Below are 16,613 nucleotides of genomic sequence, written 5' to 3' on the forward strand. Positions count from 1 at the left end.
CCGCCCCTCACCCCTTCTTCCGGGCCACACCACTCCAGTAGTACGCCGCCCTCGGGTCCGCCGGGGGGTCCTCGGGGCGCCATCCCATGACGGGCACCACTCCCGGCTCCAGCAGCTCCCAGTCGCCGAAGAACTCCGAGAACTGCGCCCGGGTGCGCGGCACCAGCGTCATCTGGCCGCGGGCGGCCGCCTCGACGACTTCGGACATCGCCTCCGGGTTGAAGTCCTGCGTGGGGTGGGTGAGGGCGACGTGGCTGCCCGGCGGCATGGCGTCGAGCAGGGCGGCGACCGTGGCCCACGGCCGGTCCTGGTCCTTCAGCAGCATCAGAACCGCCACGAGCAGGAGCCCCACCGGCTGCCCGAAATCCAGATGCCCGGCCACGTCGGGCCGCGCCAGCAGCTCCTCCGGCTTCCTCAGGTCGGCCTGGACGTAACGGGTCCTCCCGCCGGGGGACCTCTCCATGAGGTCCTTGGCGTGGGCCTGCACGATCGGGTCGTTGTCGACGCAGACGACGCGGCTGTCGGGGGCGACGATCTCCGTGACGGAGGGGGTGTCACCGGCGGCCGGCACACCGGTTCCGATGTCGAGGAACTGGCGGACGCCCCCCTCCTCGGCCATCGCGCGGATGGCGCGGCCCAGAAACCTGCGGTTCTCCCGGGCCATCGTCCGGATGCTCGGGATGGCCGCCTCGACCGCCTTGCCCAGCTCGCGGTCGGCCTCGAAGTTGCTGCTGCCGCCCAGCCAGTAGTCGTACATCCGGGCGGAGTGGGCGACGCTGGTGTCGATGCCCGCAGGAGCGGCACTCTGATCCGTCATAACACCTGCTTCATCCTGAATAGTTGAACGGTTGTCCCAATCCTTGGTGGCTGAGCGTAGCGGCCCACCCTCGTGCATGTGCACGGTACGGCCGAACAAAGGGTCGGGGTTGCCCCGGCGGTCCACCGTCGAACGCCCGGCCGCCCTGTCCGGGGGTACGGGAAGGGCCGCCGGGTGGCCGGTATGGGTGGGTGTGCGCCGTTGTCCGGCGGTTCGGGAGCGGTCCGGCGGGCGGGCGGCACGGCGGTCCGGAGCCGGCCGGGCCCGGTGGCCCCTCGGCCGGAGCGGGCTCGCGGCCCGGTGCCGGGCCGCGGACCGGCCCGGCCGCGGGCCGCGTTCTTGCAGCGCCGCTGCCCGCCCGCGGGCGCGCTCCGGCCCCGCGCCTCAGATCAGGCCCTGCGCCAGCATGGCCTCGGCGACGATCTCGAAGCCGGCGATGTTGGCCCCGGCCACGTAGTTGCCGGGCCGGCCGTAGCGCTCCGCCGTGTCGTGGCAGGAGGCGTGGATGTGCCGCATGATCTCGGCGAGCCGGTCCTCGGTGTGGGCGAACGTCCAGGAGTCCCGGGAGGCGTTCTGCTGCATCTCCAGGGCGCTGGTCGCCACCCCGCCCGCGTTGGCCGCCTTGCCGGGGGCGAAGGCCACGCCCGCCTCCTGGAGCACCCGCACGGCCTCGGGAGTGGTGGGCATGTTGGCGCCCTCGGCGACCGCGCGGACACCGTTCCTCACGAGGGTGACGGCGTCGGGGGCGGTGAGCTCGTTCTGGGTCGCGCAGGGCAGCGCCACGTCGCACGGCACCTCCCAGACGCTGGAACCGCTGACGAACCGGGCCCCGGAACCGCGCCGCTCGGCGTAGTCGGAGACCCGGCCGCGGCCGACCTCCTTGATCTCCTTGAGGAGGTCGAGGTCGATGCCCTTCTCGTCGACCACATAACCGCTGGAGTCGGAGCAGGTGATCACCTCCGCGCCGAGCTGCTGTGCCTTCTCGGTCGCGTAGAGGGCGACGTTGCCGGAGCCGGAGACCGCCACGCGCCGCCCGGCCAGGTCGTCGCCCCGCGCCCTGAGCATCTCGGCGGTGAAGAGCACGCAGCCGTAGCCGGTGGCCTCGGTACGGGCCTGGGCGCCGCCCCAGCCGAGGCCCTTGCCGGTGAGGACCCCCGACTCGTAGCGGTTGGTGATGCGCTTGTACTGGCCGAAGAGGTAGCCGATCTCCCGGCCGCCCACACCGATGTCGCCCGCGGGGACATCCGTGTACTCGCCGAGGTGGCGGTACAGCTCGGTCATGAAGGACTGGCAGAACCGCATGACCTCCGCATCGGACCGGCCCTTGGGGTCGAAGTCGCTGCCGCCCTTGCCGCCGCCGATGGGCATGCCGGTCAGGGCGTTCTTGAAGATCTGCTCGAAGCCGAGGAACTTGACGATGCCCAGATTCACCGAGGGGTGGAACCGGAGGCCGCCCTTGTAGGGGCCGAGGGAGCTGCTGAACTCCACCCGGAAGCCGCGGTTGACGTGGATCTCGCCGGAGTCGTCGGTCCACGGGACGCGGAAGATCAGCTGCCGCTCGGGCTCGGAGATCCGCTCGATGATCTTCGCTTCGGCGAACTCCGGGCGCCGGGTGAGAACCGGCCCCAGCGTCTCCAGGACCTCCCGGACGGCCTGGTGGAACTCCGCTTCACCGGGGTTCCGCCGCAGGATCTCCGCGTACAGCAGCTCGATGACGCGATCCTGGTCCGGGTGGTTCTGGACGAGCGTGGAGGTGCGGGGCTCCATCAGATCGGGCTCCTTTTACGGGCGTACGGCGTGCGGGTGCCGATGCGCGTGCGTCATGCCGGTCTCCGCCGGGCGCGCACCTCGCCGTCGAGGCGGCGCGGTTGCGGGACCGCCGTGCTGAGCGGCCGTGGGCGGCCGCTGGTGCGATTATCGCCGGTCCCGGCCGCGCGCTCCCGGGGAGGGGGGACGTCCGGGGCCCCCGGCGGGTGTTCACTGAGCGAATGGATTGCACCTTTTGCCTGATCGTCGCGGGCCGGCTGCCGAGTCACCGGGTCCACGAGGACGGCGTGGCGGTGGCCTTCCTCGACCGCCGGCCGCTGTTCCCGGGGCATGTGCTGGTGGTGCCGCGGCGGCACACCGGGACCCTCACGGAGCTGACGCCGGAGGAGACCGGCCCGTTCTTCCTCCGGGTGCGGCGGATCACCGGCGCGGTGGAGCGCGGGACGGGCGCGGCGGGATCGTTCGTCGCCGCGAACAACCGGGTCAGCCAGTCCGTGCCGCATCTGCACGTGCACATCGTCCCCCGCAACCCCCGGGACGGACTGCGGGGCTTCTTCTGGCCCCGCGGCCGCTACGCCGACGAGGAGGAGCCCGCGCGGATCGCCGCGCGGCTCCGGGCGGAACTGGGCGCCGGCGCGGAAGCGGAATGACCGCCCCGCGGCGGGCGGCCGCTCGGCGGGCCGCTCCGCGGGCCCCGGGTGCGCGGAAGGGCCGTGGCCGGGAAGGGCCGGCGATCGGACCGGGCCGGGCCGTGAGGGTGCGGCTTATGGGGGTATTCGGGTGTTATGCATTCTTCTCCGGCGCGTGTGGCGCACCCCGGCCCGGCCGGGCCCTCGGTCGCGGTCCTCGTCGAGCTGGAGTGGAACGCGCTGGCGGGCGGGCATCTGAAGTGCTGGGAGCGGTTCGCCGAGGCCGCCGCCCGGCTGGGACCGGGTGCGGGCACCGCCGGCGGCTCCGGGGACCGCGGTGACGGCGTGCCGGCCGGGGCCGGTGCGGATCTGACCGTGTACGTGCTCGGCGGCCGCCCCCGGGTCGAGGAGCTGTCGCCGAACGTGCGGTTCGTGGTGCTGCGCCCGGTCGTCAGCTCGGCGCCGCTGGCCCTGGCCCTCGGCCGGATGGACGCCTCCGACCTCGCCCCGTACCACCCGGCGCTGGCCCGGCTGCTGCCCCGGCACGACGTCTGGCACCTCACCCATTCCTTCGCCTTCGCCGCGACGGCGGTCCGGATGGCCCGCCGGGAGCGGCGGAGCGCGCACCGGAACCCGGGCCCCGGCCGCCCGCCCGGGCTCGTCGGCTCCGTCCACACGGACGTACCGGCGCTGACCTCGGCCTATCTGCGGCAGCTCACCGACCGCCTGCACGCCGTGCCCCCCGCGGCGGGGCGCCTCCGGCCCGCCGTGCCCGGACTCGGGCTCGGCCCGTCCGTGTCCTCGCCCGCCGCCTCCCGTCCCGCCCCGGCCGCCGCCCGTGCCGCGTCCGGTGCCGGGTCCCCCGGTCCCCGGTCCGCCCCGCCCGCGGGGCTCCCCCTGCCGCCGCCCGGGTGCCTGTCGCCGGAGACGCTCGCCACCGGGCTCGCGCGCCACCGGCGGGACCGGCTGCTGCGGACCTGCGACCGGGTGCTCGTCTCCACACCCGGGGAGCGGAACGAGCTGGCCACCCTGCTGGGCCCCGACCGGGTGTTCCTGTTCGGGCGCGGCATCGACCACGAACGCTTCCGCCCGCGGCCCGGTGCGCGGGACCGGCTGGCGCGCGTCCACGGGGTGCCCGCCGACCGCACGGCCGTGGTGTTCGCCGGGCGGGTCGACGCCTCCAAACGGGTGATGGTGCTCGCCGAGGCGGTGCGCCGGCTCCGCGACACGGACCGGCCCGTCCACCTCGTCGTCGCCGGCACCGGAGCCGACTCCCCGCGGGTGAGAGCCCTGCTGGGGCCCGATGTGACACTGCTCGGCACGGTGCCCCAGGACCGGCTGGCCGAGGTGTACGCGGGCTGCGACGTACTGGCGTTCCCCTCCCGCTCGGAGACGGCCGGCAACGTCGTCGCCGAGGCGATGGCGTGCGGGCTGCCGGCCGTCCTCCCGGCCGGGGCCCGTACCCGGCGGTGGCTGGAGGCGCCGGGCGGGGACGGCCTCCTCGTGGCCGACGACGACGCGGCGGGCTGGGCCCGCGCCCTGGCCGTCCTGGTCGACCGGCCGGAGGTGCGCACCGCGATGGGTGTCCGGGCGGCCGAGACGGCGCGGCTCCACCACCGCTCCTGGGACCGGGTGCTGCGCGAGGACCTGCTACCGCACTGGTACGCGGTGTCCCCCCGCCACCGGCCGGCGGACCGCTCTCCGGTCTGACGGAGGCGACGGCGGGGCCGGCCGCGAGGGCACCACGGGGCCCGCCTGCCCGGCGTCCACCGGCGTCCGGCGTCCGCTCAGGGCCCGTGCCCGGTCCTTCCCTTCCCGGCCCCGCCCTCCCCGGGGGTTTCCCCGTCCGGCGGGGCACCGCCCCGGGCCGCGCGCCCCCGGCCCGGGGACCGGTCGGCCGTCTCCCGGCGGTACAGCGCCTTCAGCAGCGGCGAGGTGTCCAGCAGCACGATGCCGGCGAACAGCAGCAGCAGCCCGGCCGCCCCCACGGCGCCCGCGGGCCAGCCGGTGCGCACCGACTCGCCGAACAGGGCGACCCCCGCCGCGATGGCGACGGCGGGCTCGACGGCGTCCATGACGGGCATGCTGGCGGCCAGCGGCCCGGACTGAAAAGCGCTCTGGATCAGCAGCAGCCCGCCGATACTGGCCGCCACCAGCAGATACGTCTGCCATGCCGTGAACACGGCGGCCGCTCCCCCGCCGAACCGCTCGACGGTCGCGGCCAGCAGGACGGACTGCGTCCCCATCACCAGCCCGGCCGCGAGCGCGATCAGTGATGCCTTCACCGTCCCGCCGGCGCGGCGCCCCGCGAACAGCGCGGCGGCCGCGGCGGCCCCCACGCCGGCGAGCATCACCAGCCAGGAGCCCGGATCGGCCACGGCCTCCGCCGGCTGGGGCCGCGCGGCGGCGAGAGCGGTGACGAGACCGGTGCTCACCGCCAGCACACCGCACCACTCGCGGCGGCGGAGCCGCATCCGGAGCACCAGCGCCGAGAGCGGAATGGCGAACAGCAGTTCGCTCACGATGAGCGGCTGCACCAGCGCGAGCGGCGCGAACGCCAGCGCGAGCCCCTGGAAACCGTACGCCAGCACGGCCAGCGCGATGCCCGACACCCACAGCGGCTGCCGCGCGAGGTCCAGCAGCAGCCGGAAGGAGAGGAACTCGTCGGAGGGCCGGGCGCTCGCGGACCGCTGCTGGAACACGCCCGCCAGGGCGAAGCACAGTCCCGCGGCCAGGGCGGCGGGGATGGCGGCGAGCACGTCGGTGCGCCGGTCAGGCGAGCCGCGAGGCCATGCGGTGGTACAGCGCCGGGGCGGCGCCCCGGAACCGGGCCGGGATCCGCAGCCAGCGCGGCACGAAGACCTCGTGACACCGGCGTTCGACCGCCCGGCAGACGGCGTCGGCCACCCGCTCCGGGGGGACCGGCCTCGGCACCCGGCGCCGGTACGGCGCCCCCCTGCGCTCGAAGAAGGGGGTGTCCACGACGCCCGGCAGCACCACCGACACGGACACCCCCGCCTCCCGCACCTCGTACCGCAGGCTGTCCGCGAAGACGCACAGACCGCCCTTGGCCGCCGCGTACACGCTCTCGCCGCCGACCCCGACGGCCCCCGCGATGGACGCCACCAGCACCAGGTGGCCGCTGCCGCGCCGCACCATCGCGGGCAGCAGGGCGTGCACGAGATGCAGGGTGGAGGTGAGGTTGACGGTGATCAGCTCGTCCAGAGCCGAGGGGGGCATCGCCTCGAACCGGCCCGCGTGGCCCACGCCCGCGCTTGCGACCAGGACGTCCACCCGCCCGGCCCGTTCGAGAGCCTGCCGCGCCAGCGCCCGGCAGCCCTCGGCCGTGGCCAGGTCGCCGGGCAGGGCCGTTCCGCCGGACACCGCGGCGACCTCCGCCAGCCGTGTCCGGTCCCGGCCGTTCAGCAGCAGCCGGCGGTCGCCGCCGGGGGCGGACATCCGCCGGGCCACCGCCGCCCCGATGCCGGAGGAGGCCCCGGTCACCAGCACCACGGGCCCGGTGCCCCGCCGGCCGGCGACGTCCGTGGCCGGGGCGGCGGAACCCCGGGGGCCGGGCCGCGCCTGCCGCGCGGAGCCCGGTGCCCGGCCGGGTACCGGTCCCGGCGCGGGGGGCCGCGGTGCCGGCTCCGGCAGCGTGCCGGTGTCCCTCTTCGGCTTGTACTCCCGCTCGGACATACGGCGAACCCTTCCGGATCAGCGGAGTTGACGGGGAAGACAGGTGGTGCGGCGCGGGCTCCCCCGCGGGGGAGCGGCCGGCACGGGAAGCGGACGAACGGAGGGCACGGGAGGCAGGGGGGCGGAAACGGGCAATGGCACCGTAGCGCAGGCATACGGTGCCATTGCGGATCATGCGCCCGGTGCCCGCCGTGCCGGTGGCCGCCGGTTCACGGAGCGGTGGGGCCGGGCGGCTCCCCCCGGGGGGCCGGGGCGGGGACGGCCGGAGAGTTCCGCGCGGCGACGACGGCCGCGATACGCGGCGGAGCCGGAACCCTGCCGGCGGGCCCGGCCGGCGGACGGGACGGATCCGGGGTGCCCGCGCGGCCGGCCGGCGCCCCCGGAGCCGCCGCCCCGGCGGAACGGGCCCGCGCCGGAGAACCCCCGTTGCCGGGCGGGGGACTGCCGGGCGGGGAGCCCGCCGGGGAGAGCTCCGCCGCGGAGCCTCCCGGGGAGGGAGCCCCGGGGGGCGGCACCACCGTCGGAGTGGCCGCCGCGTGCGGGGCTCCTCCGGAAGCCGCCCCGGCGGAGCCCCCGGTACGGGCCCCGCCCGGGTCCGCGGCGGACCCCGTGCGGGGCGCCGCCCGCCCCGTGCCGGCCGGGGCGAAGACGACCGGCAGGGAAGCCGGGCAGTGGGTCCACGGGGAGGCCCGCCAGGGCAGCTCCTCGTCCGGCACCGACAGCCTGACCTCGGGCAGCCCCCGCAGCGCCGTCTCCACGGCCGTCCGGGCGATCAGCCGGGCGGGCACCTGCGCCGGGCAGGCGTGCGCGCCGGAGGAGAAGGCGAGATGCGCCCGGTTGCCGAGCATGTCGTACGGGTCGGACGGGCGTACGGCCGGATCGGCGTTGGCGGCGGCGAGGCCGAGCACCAGCACGTCCCCGCAGCGGATCGTCCGGCCGCCGAGCTCGGTGTCGTGGAGGGCGTAGCGGGCCGGGAAGTTGGCCATCGGCGGGTCCTGCCAGAGAACCTCGTCGAGCGCCTCGTCGACGCCTAGCCGCCCGCCGTGCAGCCGGCCCCGGAAGCGCTGGTCCGTCAGCATCAGCCGGATGGTGTTGGCGATCCAGGCGGTCGTCGTCTCGTTGCCGGCCGAGATCATGACGATCAGGGAGCGCAGCACCTCGGCGTCGTCGCGGAGGTCGGGGTGCGCGAGGAAGGCCGAGGTCAGATCGGACCGGGGATGCGCGCGGCGGTCCCGCAGCACGGCCGAGAGGATCTCCTCGAAGCGGTGGCCGCCGGGCCGGGGCCGGCCGCCGCCCTCCAGCAGGGCCGCGCGGGCGCGCAGGAGTTCGCGTCCCTCCGTCTGCTCCAGACCGAACAGTCCGCCGATGGCCAGCAGCGGCACCACGCGGGCGTACTCGGACACCAGGTCGGCGGTGCCGCGTCCCGAGAAGGCTTCGAGGAGTCCCGCGCACACGGCCTCCACGGAGCGCCGCATCCGCCGCTGGTCGGCTCCCGCCACGGCGTCGACCAGGGGGCGGCGCAGGCGCTGGTGCTCGGTGCCGTCGTGGCCGATGACGTTGTCGCGGTGCGCCATCATCGGCAGCAGCGCCGAATCGGGCCGGACGATGCCGTCATTGAGGTCGCGCCAGTGCCGGGCGTCGCGGGAGAAGGTCTTCTCCTGCCGGGTGACCGTGAGCACGTCGCGGTAGCCGAGGACGAGCCAGCCGGGCACGCCGGGTTCCAGTTCGACACGGGCGACGCTGCCCCACTCCGCGCGCAGCCGTTCGTAGACCTGCCGGGCGCCGGCGCCGGCCGCGGAGACCAGCGGGGTCAGACCGGTGGTGGTGGCCCCGTGGGCCGGGCAGCCGGGGGGCGGGACGGGGGCGGTCATCGGGGCACCTCCTGTGCGGCGGTGGCGGAGACGTACTCCACCAGGGTGATCAGGGCGTCGCGGGAGGCGCGGCGCCGGCGGGCGTCGCACATGACGACGGGTGTCTCGTCCAGCAGGTCGAGGGCGTGGCGCAGATCCTCCACGGTGTGGTGCCGGGGGGTGTCGGGGAAGTGGTTGACCGCCACGGCGAACGGCAGCCCGCGCAGCTCCAGTTGCTCCAGCACCTCGAAGCTGTCCTCCAGGCGGCGGGTGTCGACCATCACCAGAACGCCCAGTGCCCCCTCGGCCAGCCCCTCCCACAGATCCCAGAACCTGCGCTGGCCCGGGGTGCCGAAGAGGTAGAGGACGAGGCCCGGGTTGAGGGTGATGCGGCCGAAGTCCATGGCGACGGTCGTGGTGGTCTTGCCGGCCAGGCCGGCGAGGTCGTCGACGCCGGCGCTCTCCTCCGTCATGACCTCCTCGGTGCGCAGCGGCGTGATCTCGCTGACCGAACCGATCAGGGTGGTCTTGCCCACGCCGAAGGCGCCGACGACGAGGAGCTTCACCGCGCGCTCCACGGTGTCGGGCAGATACCGCTCCCCGGGCGGCAGGGCGCGGCTCGTGGCGAGTCGGGGGTCAGCGGAGCCGGCGGAGACCATCGAGCACCTCCTGGAGCAGGTCGCGGTCGGTACGGGCGGCCGGGGGAATGCCGGTGCGCGCGGTGAGATGGCCGGAGTCGACCAGGTCGGAGGCGAGGACGGTGACGGTGCTCACCGGCAGCCCGAGGTGGGCCGCCGCCTCCGCCAGGGAGAGCAGCCGGCCGCACATCCGTACCAGGGCGCGTTCCTGGCGGCTGGCGGAGACGGGCAGGTCCTGTTCCCGGGCGGAGGCGACGAGCAGGGTGTCGAGCGCGACGGTGTTGCGGCTGGGGCGGGCCCGTCCGCCGGTGAGCACATAGGGCCGCAGGGGGGTGTCCAGATACTCCCCGGGGGCCGTCATGAGACGGCGCCTTGCCGCGGCGGGCTGGACAGGTGGCTGCCGATGCGGTTGACCTGGATGCGCATCTGCTGGGCGATCAGCTGCGGGTCGACCGCCACATCGGTGACGACGGCCAGGTAGGAACCCTGCCCGGCGGCGACCATGAAGAGGAAGCCGCCGTCGAACTCGACCATCTGCTGTATCACGGCCTTGCTGCCGGTGCCGAACTCCCGGCCGAGGCCCTTGGCGAGGGACTGCAGGCCGGAGCAGGCGGCCGCGAGCCGGTCGGCGCTGTCCCGCCCGGTCCCCTCCGAGCGGGCCATCAGCAGGCCGTCGGTGCTGAGCACCACCACGTGCCGGACCCCCGAGACGGAGGCGACGTCCGCCACCATCCAGTCGCGGCTGACCGGGCTCTTCATCTGATGCATCGTCACTTCTGTCCTTCGGCGTCATCGTCGTCGCGGTGCGGATGGGTGTCCCCGCCGGGGCCGCCGTCACGGCCCGGCAGGCCGGGGGCCGCCCCCGTGCCGCGGGCACCGACGCGCTGCCACGGCCCTCCCGGGACCGCGGCGGACCGCTCCGGTCCGGGCCCCCCGGGGCCCGCGGTCTCCGTCGCCTCGCCTGCTTCCGCCCCTTCCCCCGGGGCCTCCGCGCCGTCCGGGGCCGGTGTCCGGGCGGCGCCCGCGCGGCTGCCCGCGAAGAGGGCGCCCATCCAGGCCCCGGCCCGCTCGGGGGAGGGCGGCGGCGGGGGAGGGGGCAGCTTCGCGGTACCGGTGAGCTCGGAGAGGGGCGGGACGGCGGCCCGGTGGCGGCTGGAGCGCCGTTGCGGCAGACCCGCACCGCCGCCGGCGGCGGCGGACGGCGGTACGGGGACGGCGCCGGTCATCGCCGCCGCGCCGGCCGGCACGGCACCGGCGTGCGCGGTCTCGCCGGCGGAGGGACGCCGGGAGGCGGGCACGGCGGGCGGCTCCAGGGTCTGCAGCAGGGTTCCCGGCACCAGGACCACCGCCCGCACCCCGCCGTACGGCGAGGGCAGCAGGTCGACCTTGAGCCGGTGCCGCTCGGCGTACCGCCCGACGACCGCGAGCCCCGTCTGCGGGATCTCGCCGAGGTCGGCGAAGCCCAGCAGCCGGCGTCCGGCGGCGATCTCGCGGGCCTGTTCGAGCGCGTACTCGTCCATGCCGAGGCCGGCGTCGTCGATCTCGATGACGGCCCCCCGGGTGACGGTGCGGACGGTCACCTCGACATGGGTGGTCGGCGGTGCGCACTGGGTGGCGTTGGCGAGGAGCTCCGCCACGACGTGCACGAGGGGCTCCACGACGCTCGCCACCGCCGCGATGTCCTGGTCGCCGGAGACCCGGACGCGCTGGTACGACACGATCCGCGACGCCCCGGCGCGGACCACGTCCACCAGCGCGTGCGGCTTCTGCCACTGCTGCCCCGGCCACTCGCCGCACAGCACGGCGAGACTCTGCGCGATCCGGGCCTGCTGCGCGGCGGCGTGGTCACCGCGCATGCTCGCCTCCAGGACGTCCGGGTGGGCGGAGTGGCGGGCCTCCAGGGCGGCCATCTCCTCCTGGATGCGGTGCGAGGACGCCTGCACCCGCCGGGCGAGGGCGACGACCACGAGGCGCAGCGACTCCTCCCGCTCGCGGACGGTCCGTACCGCGGCGGCGGCCGCCGCCAGGACCCGGTCGTACTCCCGGGCCGTCCCGGGGTGGTTCTCGGCGGGGTGCGCGGCGGGAACCGGCTCGCCGGCCAGGGCGGCGGGGAGCCGGACGTCGGCCAGGTGCCGGACCGTTTCCTCCCCCCGCGCGTCCTGACGGGCGCAGAACTCACGCCATTCGGCGTCGTGCCGGGCCGCCTCCTCCCGGGCCGCCAGGGTCTCCCGCTCGCAGGAGCGCAGCGTGCTCTGCAGCCGCTCGAACAGAGCGACCAGCAGAGCAGCGGTGAGGACGTGGCAGGCCACGGCCCAGCCGGCGCCCACCCCGCCCAGCGCCCACGGGTCCGTGACGGCGACAGCGGCCAGGAGCATCGCGACCGGGCGGACGAAGCGGCGGCGGAATGTGGACGAAGCGATCGAGGGTCGAACCATGGCACACCTTGGGAAGGGACGGACGGCGGACGGCGGAGCCCCGCACGCGGGGCGGGAGCCCCGGTATGAGATCCGCCGGCGGGCGGCGGACCGGACGTCCGGCCGCGGGGCCGCCGCGCCGTCCGGGCGCCGCCGTGCCGCGGGCGGCCGGGCCCGGAGCCGCCGGACGGCGCTCCGGGGCCCTCTTTCTACCGGCCGGTGCCGTCGCCATGGGCTCGTTCGGCCCCGTCCGGCACCGGGCACATCGATTCGAGGGGTACGCCGGGCAGGCCCGGCCCGGCTGCCGGGAGCGCCCGCGGCCGGGGAGCGGGCAGGGCAGGGGGCGCCGGAAGGGCGGGAGTCTCGGGTCCACGGGACGGAGCATAGACCCATGTATTGGCCATGCATTTTAAATTATCGCAGCTCAGAACGGGTTTCGCACAGGATGGCGGAGGGCGTCGCACACCCGCACGCACCGATGCGGGAGGATGCTCCCCAACGAGGCGACGGGAACCAGGAAGCCGGTGCGAATCCGGCGCGGTCCCGCCACTGTGACCGGGGAGCGGACCCCCACCGAGCCACGGCCCCCGCGGGCCGGAAGGCCGGGGCGAGCGCCGATCCGGCAGCCAGGAGACTGGCCCGTCGCCGATCGGCCGCACCCGGGGCGAGGACACCCCAGGAGGAGGTTCGCCATGAGCGACGACGAGGCACCGCGCCCCCGCGCGGGCCGGGCGCCGGACACCGTCACCGTGGTCGGCATCGGCGCCGACGGCTGGGACGGGCTCGGCGCGGACGCCCGGGAAGCGCTGCGCCGCGCCGGGACCGTCATCGGCGGCCCCCGCCAGCTCGCCCTGCTGCCGCCCGGCTGCACGGCCCGGCGGGTGCCCTGGCCGTCACCGCTGCGCCCCGCCGTGCCCCGGCTGCTCGCCGAGCACGCCGGTCGCCGGGTGGCCGTGCTGGCCAGCGGCGACCCGATGTTCCACGGCATCGGGCGCACCCTGGCCCGGGCGGTCGGCGCGGAGCGGCTGCGGGTGCTGCCCCACGCCTCCTCGGTCGCGTACGCCTGTGCCCGGCTGGGGTGGGCAGTGGAGGACACCGAGGTCGTCAGCCTGGTGGGCCGGCCCGCCGCGGCGCTGGCGGCCGCCCTGCACGCGCGGCGCCGGCTGCTCGTCCTGAGCGCGGGCGCCGGCACCCCGGCCGAGGTGGCGGCCCTGCTGCGCGACCGCGGCTACGGGCCGAGCCGGATGACCGTGCTCGAACAACTGGGCGCCGGCGCGCGGGAACGCCGGTTCGAGGGCACCGCGGCCGGCTGGCCGCATCCGCCCGGCGATCCGCTGAACGTCGTCGCCGTCGAGTGCCGGCCCGCTCCGGGCGGCCACCGGCTGTCCGCCGTACCGGGCCTCCCGGACGCGGCCTACGAGCACGACGGGCAGCTCACCAAACGCCATGTGCGGGCGGCCGCGCTCGCCGCGCTGGCCCCGTCGCCGGGTGAACTGCTGTGGGATGTCGGAGGCGGCTCCGGCAGCGTCGCCGTGGAGTGGATGCGCGCCGGGCGCGGCTGCCGCGCGGTGAGCGTGGAGCGCGACCCGGTGCGGGCCGCACGCATCCGGCGGAACGCGGAGCGGCTGGGTGTGCCCGCGCTGCGGGTGGTGACCGGGACGGCACCGGAGGCCCTGGAAGGGCTCGCGGAAGCGCCCGCGGACGGCCTCGCGGACGGCCTTCCGGACGGACGGCAGCCCGGACGGGGCGCCGGACTCGGGCCGCCCGACGCGGTGTTCGTCGGCGGCGGGCTCACCACCCCGGGACTGCTGGAGGCATGCTGGGCGGCACTGCCCGCCGGAGGCCGGCTGGTCGCCAACACGGTGACGCTGGAGTCCGAGGCGCTGCTCGGGGAGTGGCACCGGCGGCACGGCGGTGAGCTGGTGCGGATCGCGGTCTCCCACGCCGCCCCCGTCGGGGCGTTCACCGGCTGGCGGCAGGCGATGCCGGTCACCCAGTGGGCGGTGGCCAAACCGGGAGAGCGGGGACCGGGCGACCGGGAGCCGGACGGACCGGGACCGGGTGAACGGGCACCGGCGGAATGAGGCGGACGGACCGGATCCCGGCAGCGCACGGACGGCCGGACACCACCGGTGCGGGCGCCCCGGGACACGCGCCCGCGGGAGACGCGCCCGCGGGGCAGGCGCCGGCAGGGCGCGCGGCGGCCGAGAGACCGGAGCGAGGAGCAGAACGATGACGGTGTACTTCATCGGCGCCGGACCGGGCGCCGCCGATCTGATCACGGTACGCGGACAGCGGCTGCTCGCGGCCTGCGCCGTGTGCCTGTACGCGGGCAGCCTGGTGCCGCGCGACCTGCTCGCCGCGTGCCCGCCCGGCGCGCGGCTCGTGGACACGGCCCGGCTCGACCTGGACCGGATCACGGACGAGTTGGTGACCGCCCACCGCGCCGGCCACGACGTGGCCCGGCTGCACTCCGGCGACCCCTCGGTGTTCAGCGCGGTCGCGGAGCAGATGCGACGGCTGGACGCGGCCGGGGTGCCGTACGAAGTGGTGCCCGGCGTACCGGCGTTCGCGGCGGCCGCCGCGGCGCTCGGACGTGAGCTGACCGTGCCGGCCGTCGGCCAGACGGTGATCCTCACCCGCGTCGCCCAGCAGGCCACCCCGATGCCGGACGGCGAGGACCTGGCCACCCTGGGACGCAGCCGGGCGCTGCTCGTGCTCCACCTGGCCGCCCGGTACGCGGACCGCGTCGTCGCCGAACTGCTGCCGCACTACGGAGCCGACTGCCCCGCCGCGGTGGTGGCGATGGCGAGCCGCCCGGAGGAACTGGTGCTCCGGGGCCCGCTGGGCGGAATCGCCGGACAGGTCAGGGCGGCGGGGGTGACGCGCACGGCGGTCATCATGGTCGGCCGCGCCCGGGGCGCGGAGCCGTGCCCGGACAGCCACCTGTACTCGCCGGAGCGCGACCGGTGCGGAACCGCCGCCTTGGACGCCGCCGCGGACGCCGCCGCGGACGCCGCCGCGGAGGGCGCCCCGGACGGCGCCCCGCTCACGGCGGGCGGGAGCTGATGCCGCATCAGGCCACGTTCACCCCGTCGCGACGCCCGGCACTCCCCCGAGCTCTTCGAGCAGGAGGCGCCCCCACTCGCCGCACCGGCCGAAAGCCTCCGCGCGATCCGGTACGAGGACTCCCGGCCGGCTCGCCGGGAGCACACACCGGACGACGCTCCTCAACGAGCCAACGTTGCCTGATGCGGCACCAGCGGACCGGAGCCGTGCCCGGCCGGCCCGGGCGCGCACCGTCCACGCGCCCGGCACGCGCGTCCGCGCGGCGGCGCGGCGGGTCAGCGCTCCGGGCGGCGGGCGCCGGACGGCCCCGCCGGGGCCGCGCGGCCGACGACCGCCCCGGAGCGGTCGACGCACAGCACGTCCACGACGACCGGTGCGCCGCGCAGCACCCCGAGCGCCGTCCCGCGGGCCGCCTCCGCCACCAGATCGCCCAGCGGCACACCGCGCGCCGCGCAGCGCTGGAGCGCGTCCAGCCCGGTGTTGGCCCCGGCCACGGCCGCGGCCAGTTCCTCGTCCGCGCCGCCCCGGCGGGCGAGGTCCGCGAGGAAGCCCTTGTCGACCTGTGAGCGGCCCGAGTGCAGGTCCAGGTGGCCGGCGGCCAGCTTCGACAGCTTGGCGAAACCCCCCGCGACGGTCAGGCGGGGTACCGGGTGGCGCCGCAGGTACTTGAGCACGGCCCCCGCGAAGTCGCCCATGTCCAGCAGCGCGTCCTCGGGCAGGCCGTGCTCCGCCACCGCGGTCCGCTCGGAGGTCGAGCCGGTACAGCCCGCCACATGGGTGCGCCCGGCCGCCCGCGCGACGTCGACGCCGCGCCGGATGCTGTCGATCCACGCGGAGCACGAGTAGGGCACCACGACGCCGGTCGTCCCCAGGATCGACAGGCCGCCCAGAATGCCGAGCCGCGGGTTCCAGGTGGAGCGGGCGATCTCCTCCCCCCGGTCGACGGACAGTTCGACCTCCACGTCCCCCGAACCGCCGTGCCGCGCCGCGACCCCGGCGATGTGCTCGCGCATCATCCGCCGGGGGACGGGATTGACGGCCGGTTCCCCGACGGCCAGCGGCAGCCCGGGCCGGGTGACCGTACCGACGCCCGGCCCGGCCCGGAAGACGACCCCGCTGCCCGGCGGCAGAAGGCGCACCGCCGCACGGACCAGCGCCCCGTGCGTGACGTCCGGATCGTCGCCGGCGTCCTTGACGACACCGGCGACCGCCCGGCCCTCCGCCGGCCGCAACTCCTCGGTGGCGAGGGCGAACGCCGGGGTCTGCCCCCGGGGCAGGGTGATGGTCACCGGGTCCGGGAAGCGGCCGGTGAGCAGCGCGGTGTACGCGGCGGTGGCGGCCGCGGTCGCACAGGCGCCGGTGGTCCAGCCGGGGCGCAGACCGGTCCGTGCGAGCTGCGCCGCGCGGCCGCCGGAGGCGTGCGCGGCGGTGCCGCCGGAGTCCCCGGCGCCCGGGACGGCCGCGCCGCTCCCGGGGCCCTCCGCGCGGCCCTGGGCGGCTCCGGGCCCATGGGCGCCCCGGGGCTCCGCGGGTCCGGTTCCGGCGGCCGCGGGATCCGCGGTGCCGTCGGCACCGGCCTCGGCCTCGGCCTCGGGGCCGGCGGCTCCGGTGACGCGGGGCGGTTCAGGGGCGGTCATGCGGTGCTCCGTGCTGTGGGTCGGTGGGCGGAGTCGGGGGCCGGCGGCCGTACCCGGCCGGAACCGGCGGGAGGGCGCCGGGAGATGATGTCCCGG

The 16,613-nt window shown here is 76.6% G+C and carries 13 protein-coding genes, 1 pseudogene and 1 riboswitch; of the genes and pseudogenes, 4 read left to right on the forward strand and 10 right to left on the reverse strand.

The genetic code is table 11. The features are described from left to right. Positions 1 to 7 precede the first annotated feature (7 nt). Positions 8 to 817: an SAM-dependent methyltransferase gene (locus KBZ10_RS09485; protein WP_210987065.1), complete on the reverse strand. Its 810-nt coding sequence runs from the start codon at positions 815 to 817 to the stop codon at positions 8 to 10. Between the two features lie 384 nt (positions 818 to 1,201). Continuing rightward, positions 1,202 to 2,584 (reverse strand): NADP-specific glutamate dehydrogenase, encoded by a 1,383-nt coding sequence (gene gdhA / locus KBZ10_RS09490; protein WP_210987066.1) that lies wholly within the window; start codon positions 2,582 to 2,584, stop codon positions 1,202 to 1,204. A 221-nt stretch (positions 2,585 to 2,805) separates the two neighbouring features. On the opposite strand from gdhA, the gene KBZ10_RS09495 reads away from it, so the two are divergent. Together KBZ10_RS09495 and KBZ10_RS09500 are read left to right on the forward strand one after the other, a co-directional pair. After that, positions 2,806 to 3,234, forward strand: a complete 429-nt coding sequence (locus tag KBZ10_RS09495; RefSeq protein ID WP_210987067.1) for an HIT family protein — start codon at positions 2,806 to 2,808, stop codon at positions 3,232 to 3,234. A gap of 135 nt (positions 3,235 to 3,369) precedes the next feature. Beyond that, positions 3,370 to 4,923, forward strand: a complete 1,554-nt coding sequence (locus tag KBZ10_RS09500; RefSeq protein ID WP_247702069.1) for a glycosyltransferase — start codon at positions 3,370 to 3,372, stop codon at positions 4,921 to 4,923. A gap of 77 nt (positions 4,924 to 5,000) precedes the next feature. Here the strand turns inward: KBZ10_RS09500 and KBZ10_RS09505 are convergent, their stop codons facing one another. The 7 genes and pseudogenes from KBZ10_RS09505 to KBZ10_RS09535 all read right to left on the reverse strand — a co-directional run bounded on the left by KBZ10_RS09505 (position 5,001) and on the right by KBZ10_RS09535 (position 11,832). Next, positions 5,001 to 5,972, reverse strand: coding sequence for a DMT family transporter (locus KBZ10_RS09505; RefSeq protein ID WP_210987068.1), 972 nt, complete (start codon positions 5,970 to 5,972; stop codon positions 5,001 to 5,003). Positions 5,973 to 5,985: 13 nt separating this feature from the next. Beyond that, positions 5,986 to 6,909 carry an SDR family oxidoreductase gene (locus KBZ10_RS09510; RefSeq protein ID WP_210987069.1) on the reverse strand — a complete coding sequence of 308 codons (924 nt, stop codon included), beginning with the start codon at positions 6,907 to 6,909 and terminating at the stop codon, positions 5,986 to 5,988. Positions 6,910 to 7,544: 635 nt separating this feature from the next. After that, positions 7,545 to 8,780, reverse strand: a pseudogene (locus tag KBZ10_RS09515) (cytochrome P450); the annotation flags it as partial. Further along, complete coding sequence (locus KBZ10_RS09520) at positions 8,777 to 9,418, reverse strand: ATP/GTP-binding protein (protein WP_210987070.1); 642 nt, start codon at positions 9,416 to 9,418, stop codon at positions 8,777 to 8,779. The pseudogene KBZ10_RS09515 and the gene KBZ10_RS09520, both read right to left, overlap by 4 nt. Next, entirely contained in the window at positions 9,396 to 9,758 is a 363-nt protein-coding gene (locus KBZ10_RS09525; RefSeq protein ID WP_210987071.1) for a DUF742 domain-containing protein, read from the reverse strand. The genes KBZ10_RS09520 and KBZ10_RS09525 overlap by 23 nt, the downstream gene beginning before the upstream one ends. Next, positions 9,755 to 10,165 (reverse strand): roadblock/LC7 domain-containing protein, encoded by a 411-nt coding sequence (locus tag KBZ10_RS09530; protein WP_210987072.1) that lies wholly within the window; start codon positions 10,163 to 10,165, stop codon positions 9,755 to 9,757. Before KBZ10_RS09530 ends, KBZ10_RS09525 begins: the two co-directional genes overlap by 4 nt. A 2-nt stretch (positions 10,166 to 10,167) precedes the next feature. After that, a complete protein-coding gene (locus KBZ10_RS09535; RefSeq protein WP_210987073.1) occupies positions 10,168 to 11,832 on the reverse strand; it encodes an ATP-binding protein in 1,665 nt (554 codons plus the stop codon). Between the two features lie 490 nt (positions 11,833 to 12,322). Next, a riboswitch (cobalamin riboswitch) is annotated at positions 12,323 to 12,448 on the forward strand. A 55-nt stretch (positions 12,449 to 12,503) separates the two neighbouring features. Between KBZ10_RS09535 and cbiE the strand changes: the two genes are divergently transcribed. Both cbiE and cobM read left to right on the forward strand, forming a co-directional pair. After that, positions 12,504 to 13,895 (forward strand): precorrin-6y C5,15-methyltransferase (decarboxylating) subunit CbiE, encoded by a 1,392-nt coding sequence (cbiE, locus tag KBZ10_RS09540; protein ID WP_210987074.1) that lies wholly within the window; start codon positions 12,504 to 12,506, stop codon positions 13,893 to 13,895. A gap of 148 nt (positions 13,896 to 14,043) precedes the next feature. Then, positions 14,044 to 14,880: a precorrin-4 C(11)-methyltransferase gene (gene cobM, locus KBZ10_RS09545; RefSeq protein WP_210987075.1), complete on the forward strand. Its 837-nt coding sequence runs from the start codon at positions 14,044 to 14,046 to the stop codon at positions 14,878 to 14,880. A gap of 275 nt (positions 14,881 to 15,155) precedes the next feature. Here cobM and KBZ10_RS09550 read toward each other — a convergent pair whose 3' ends face one another. Beyond that, positions 15,156 to 16,517: a cobalt-precorrin-5B (C(1))-methyltransferase gene (locus KBZ10_RS09550; RefSeq protein WP_247702070.1), complete on the reverse strand. Its 1,362-nt coding sequence runs from the start codon at positions 16,515 to 16,517 to the stop codon at positions 15,156 to 15,158. Between the last annotated feature and the right edge of the window lie 96 nt (positions 16,518 to 16,613).

The organism is Streptomyces sp. F63 (assembly GCF_018070345.1).
In the GTDB taxonomy this organism is placed as follows: domain Bacteria; phylum Actinomycetota; class Actinomycetes; order Streptomycetales; family Streptomycetaceae; genus Streptomyces.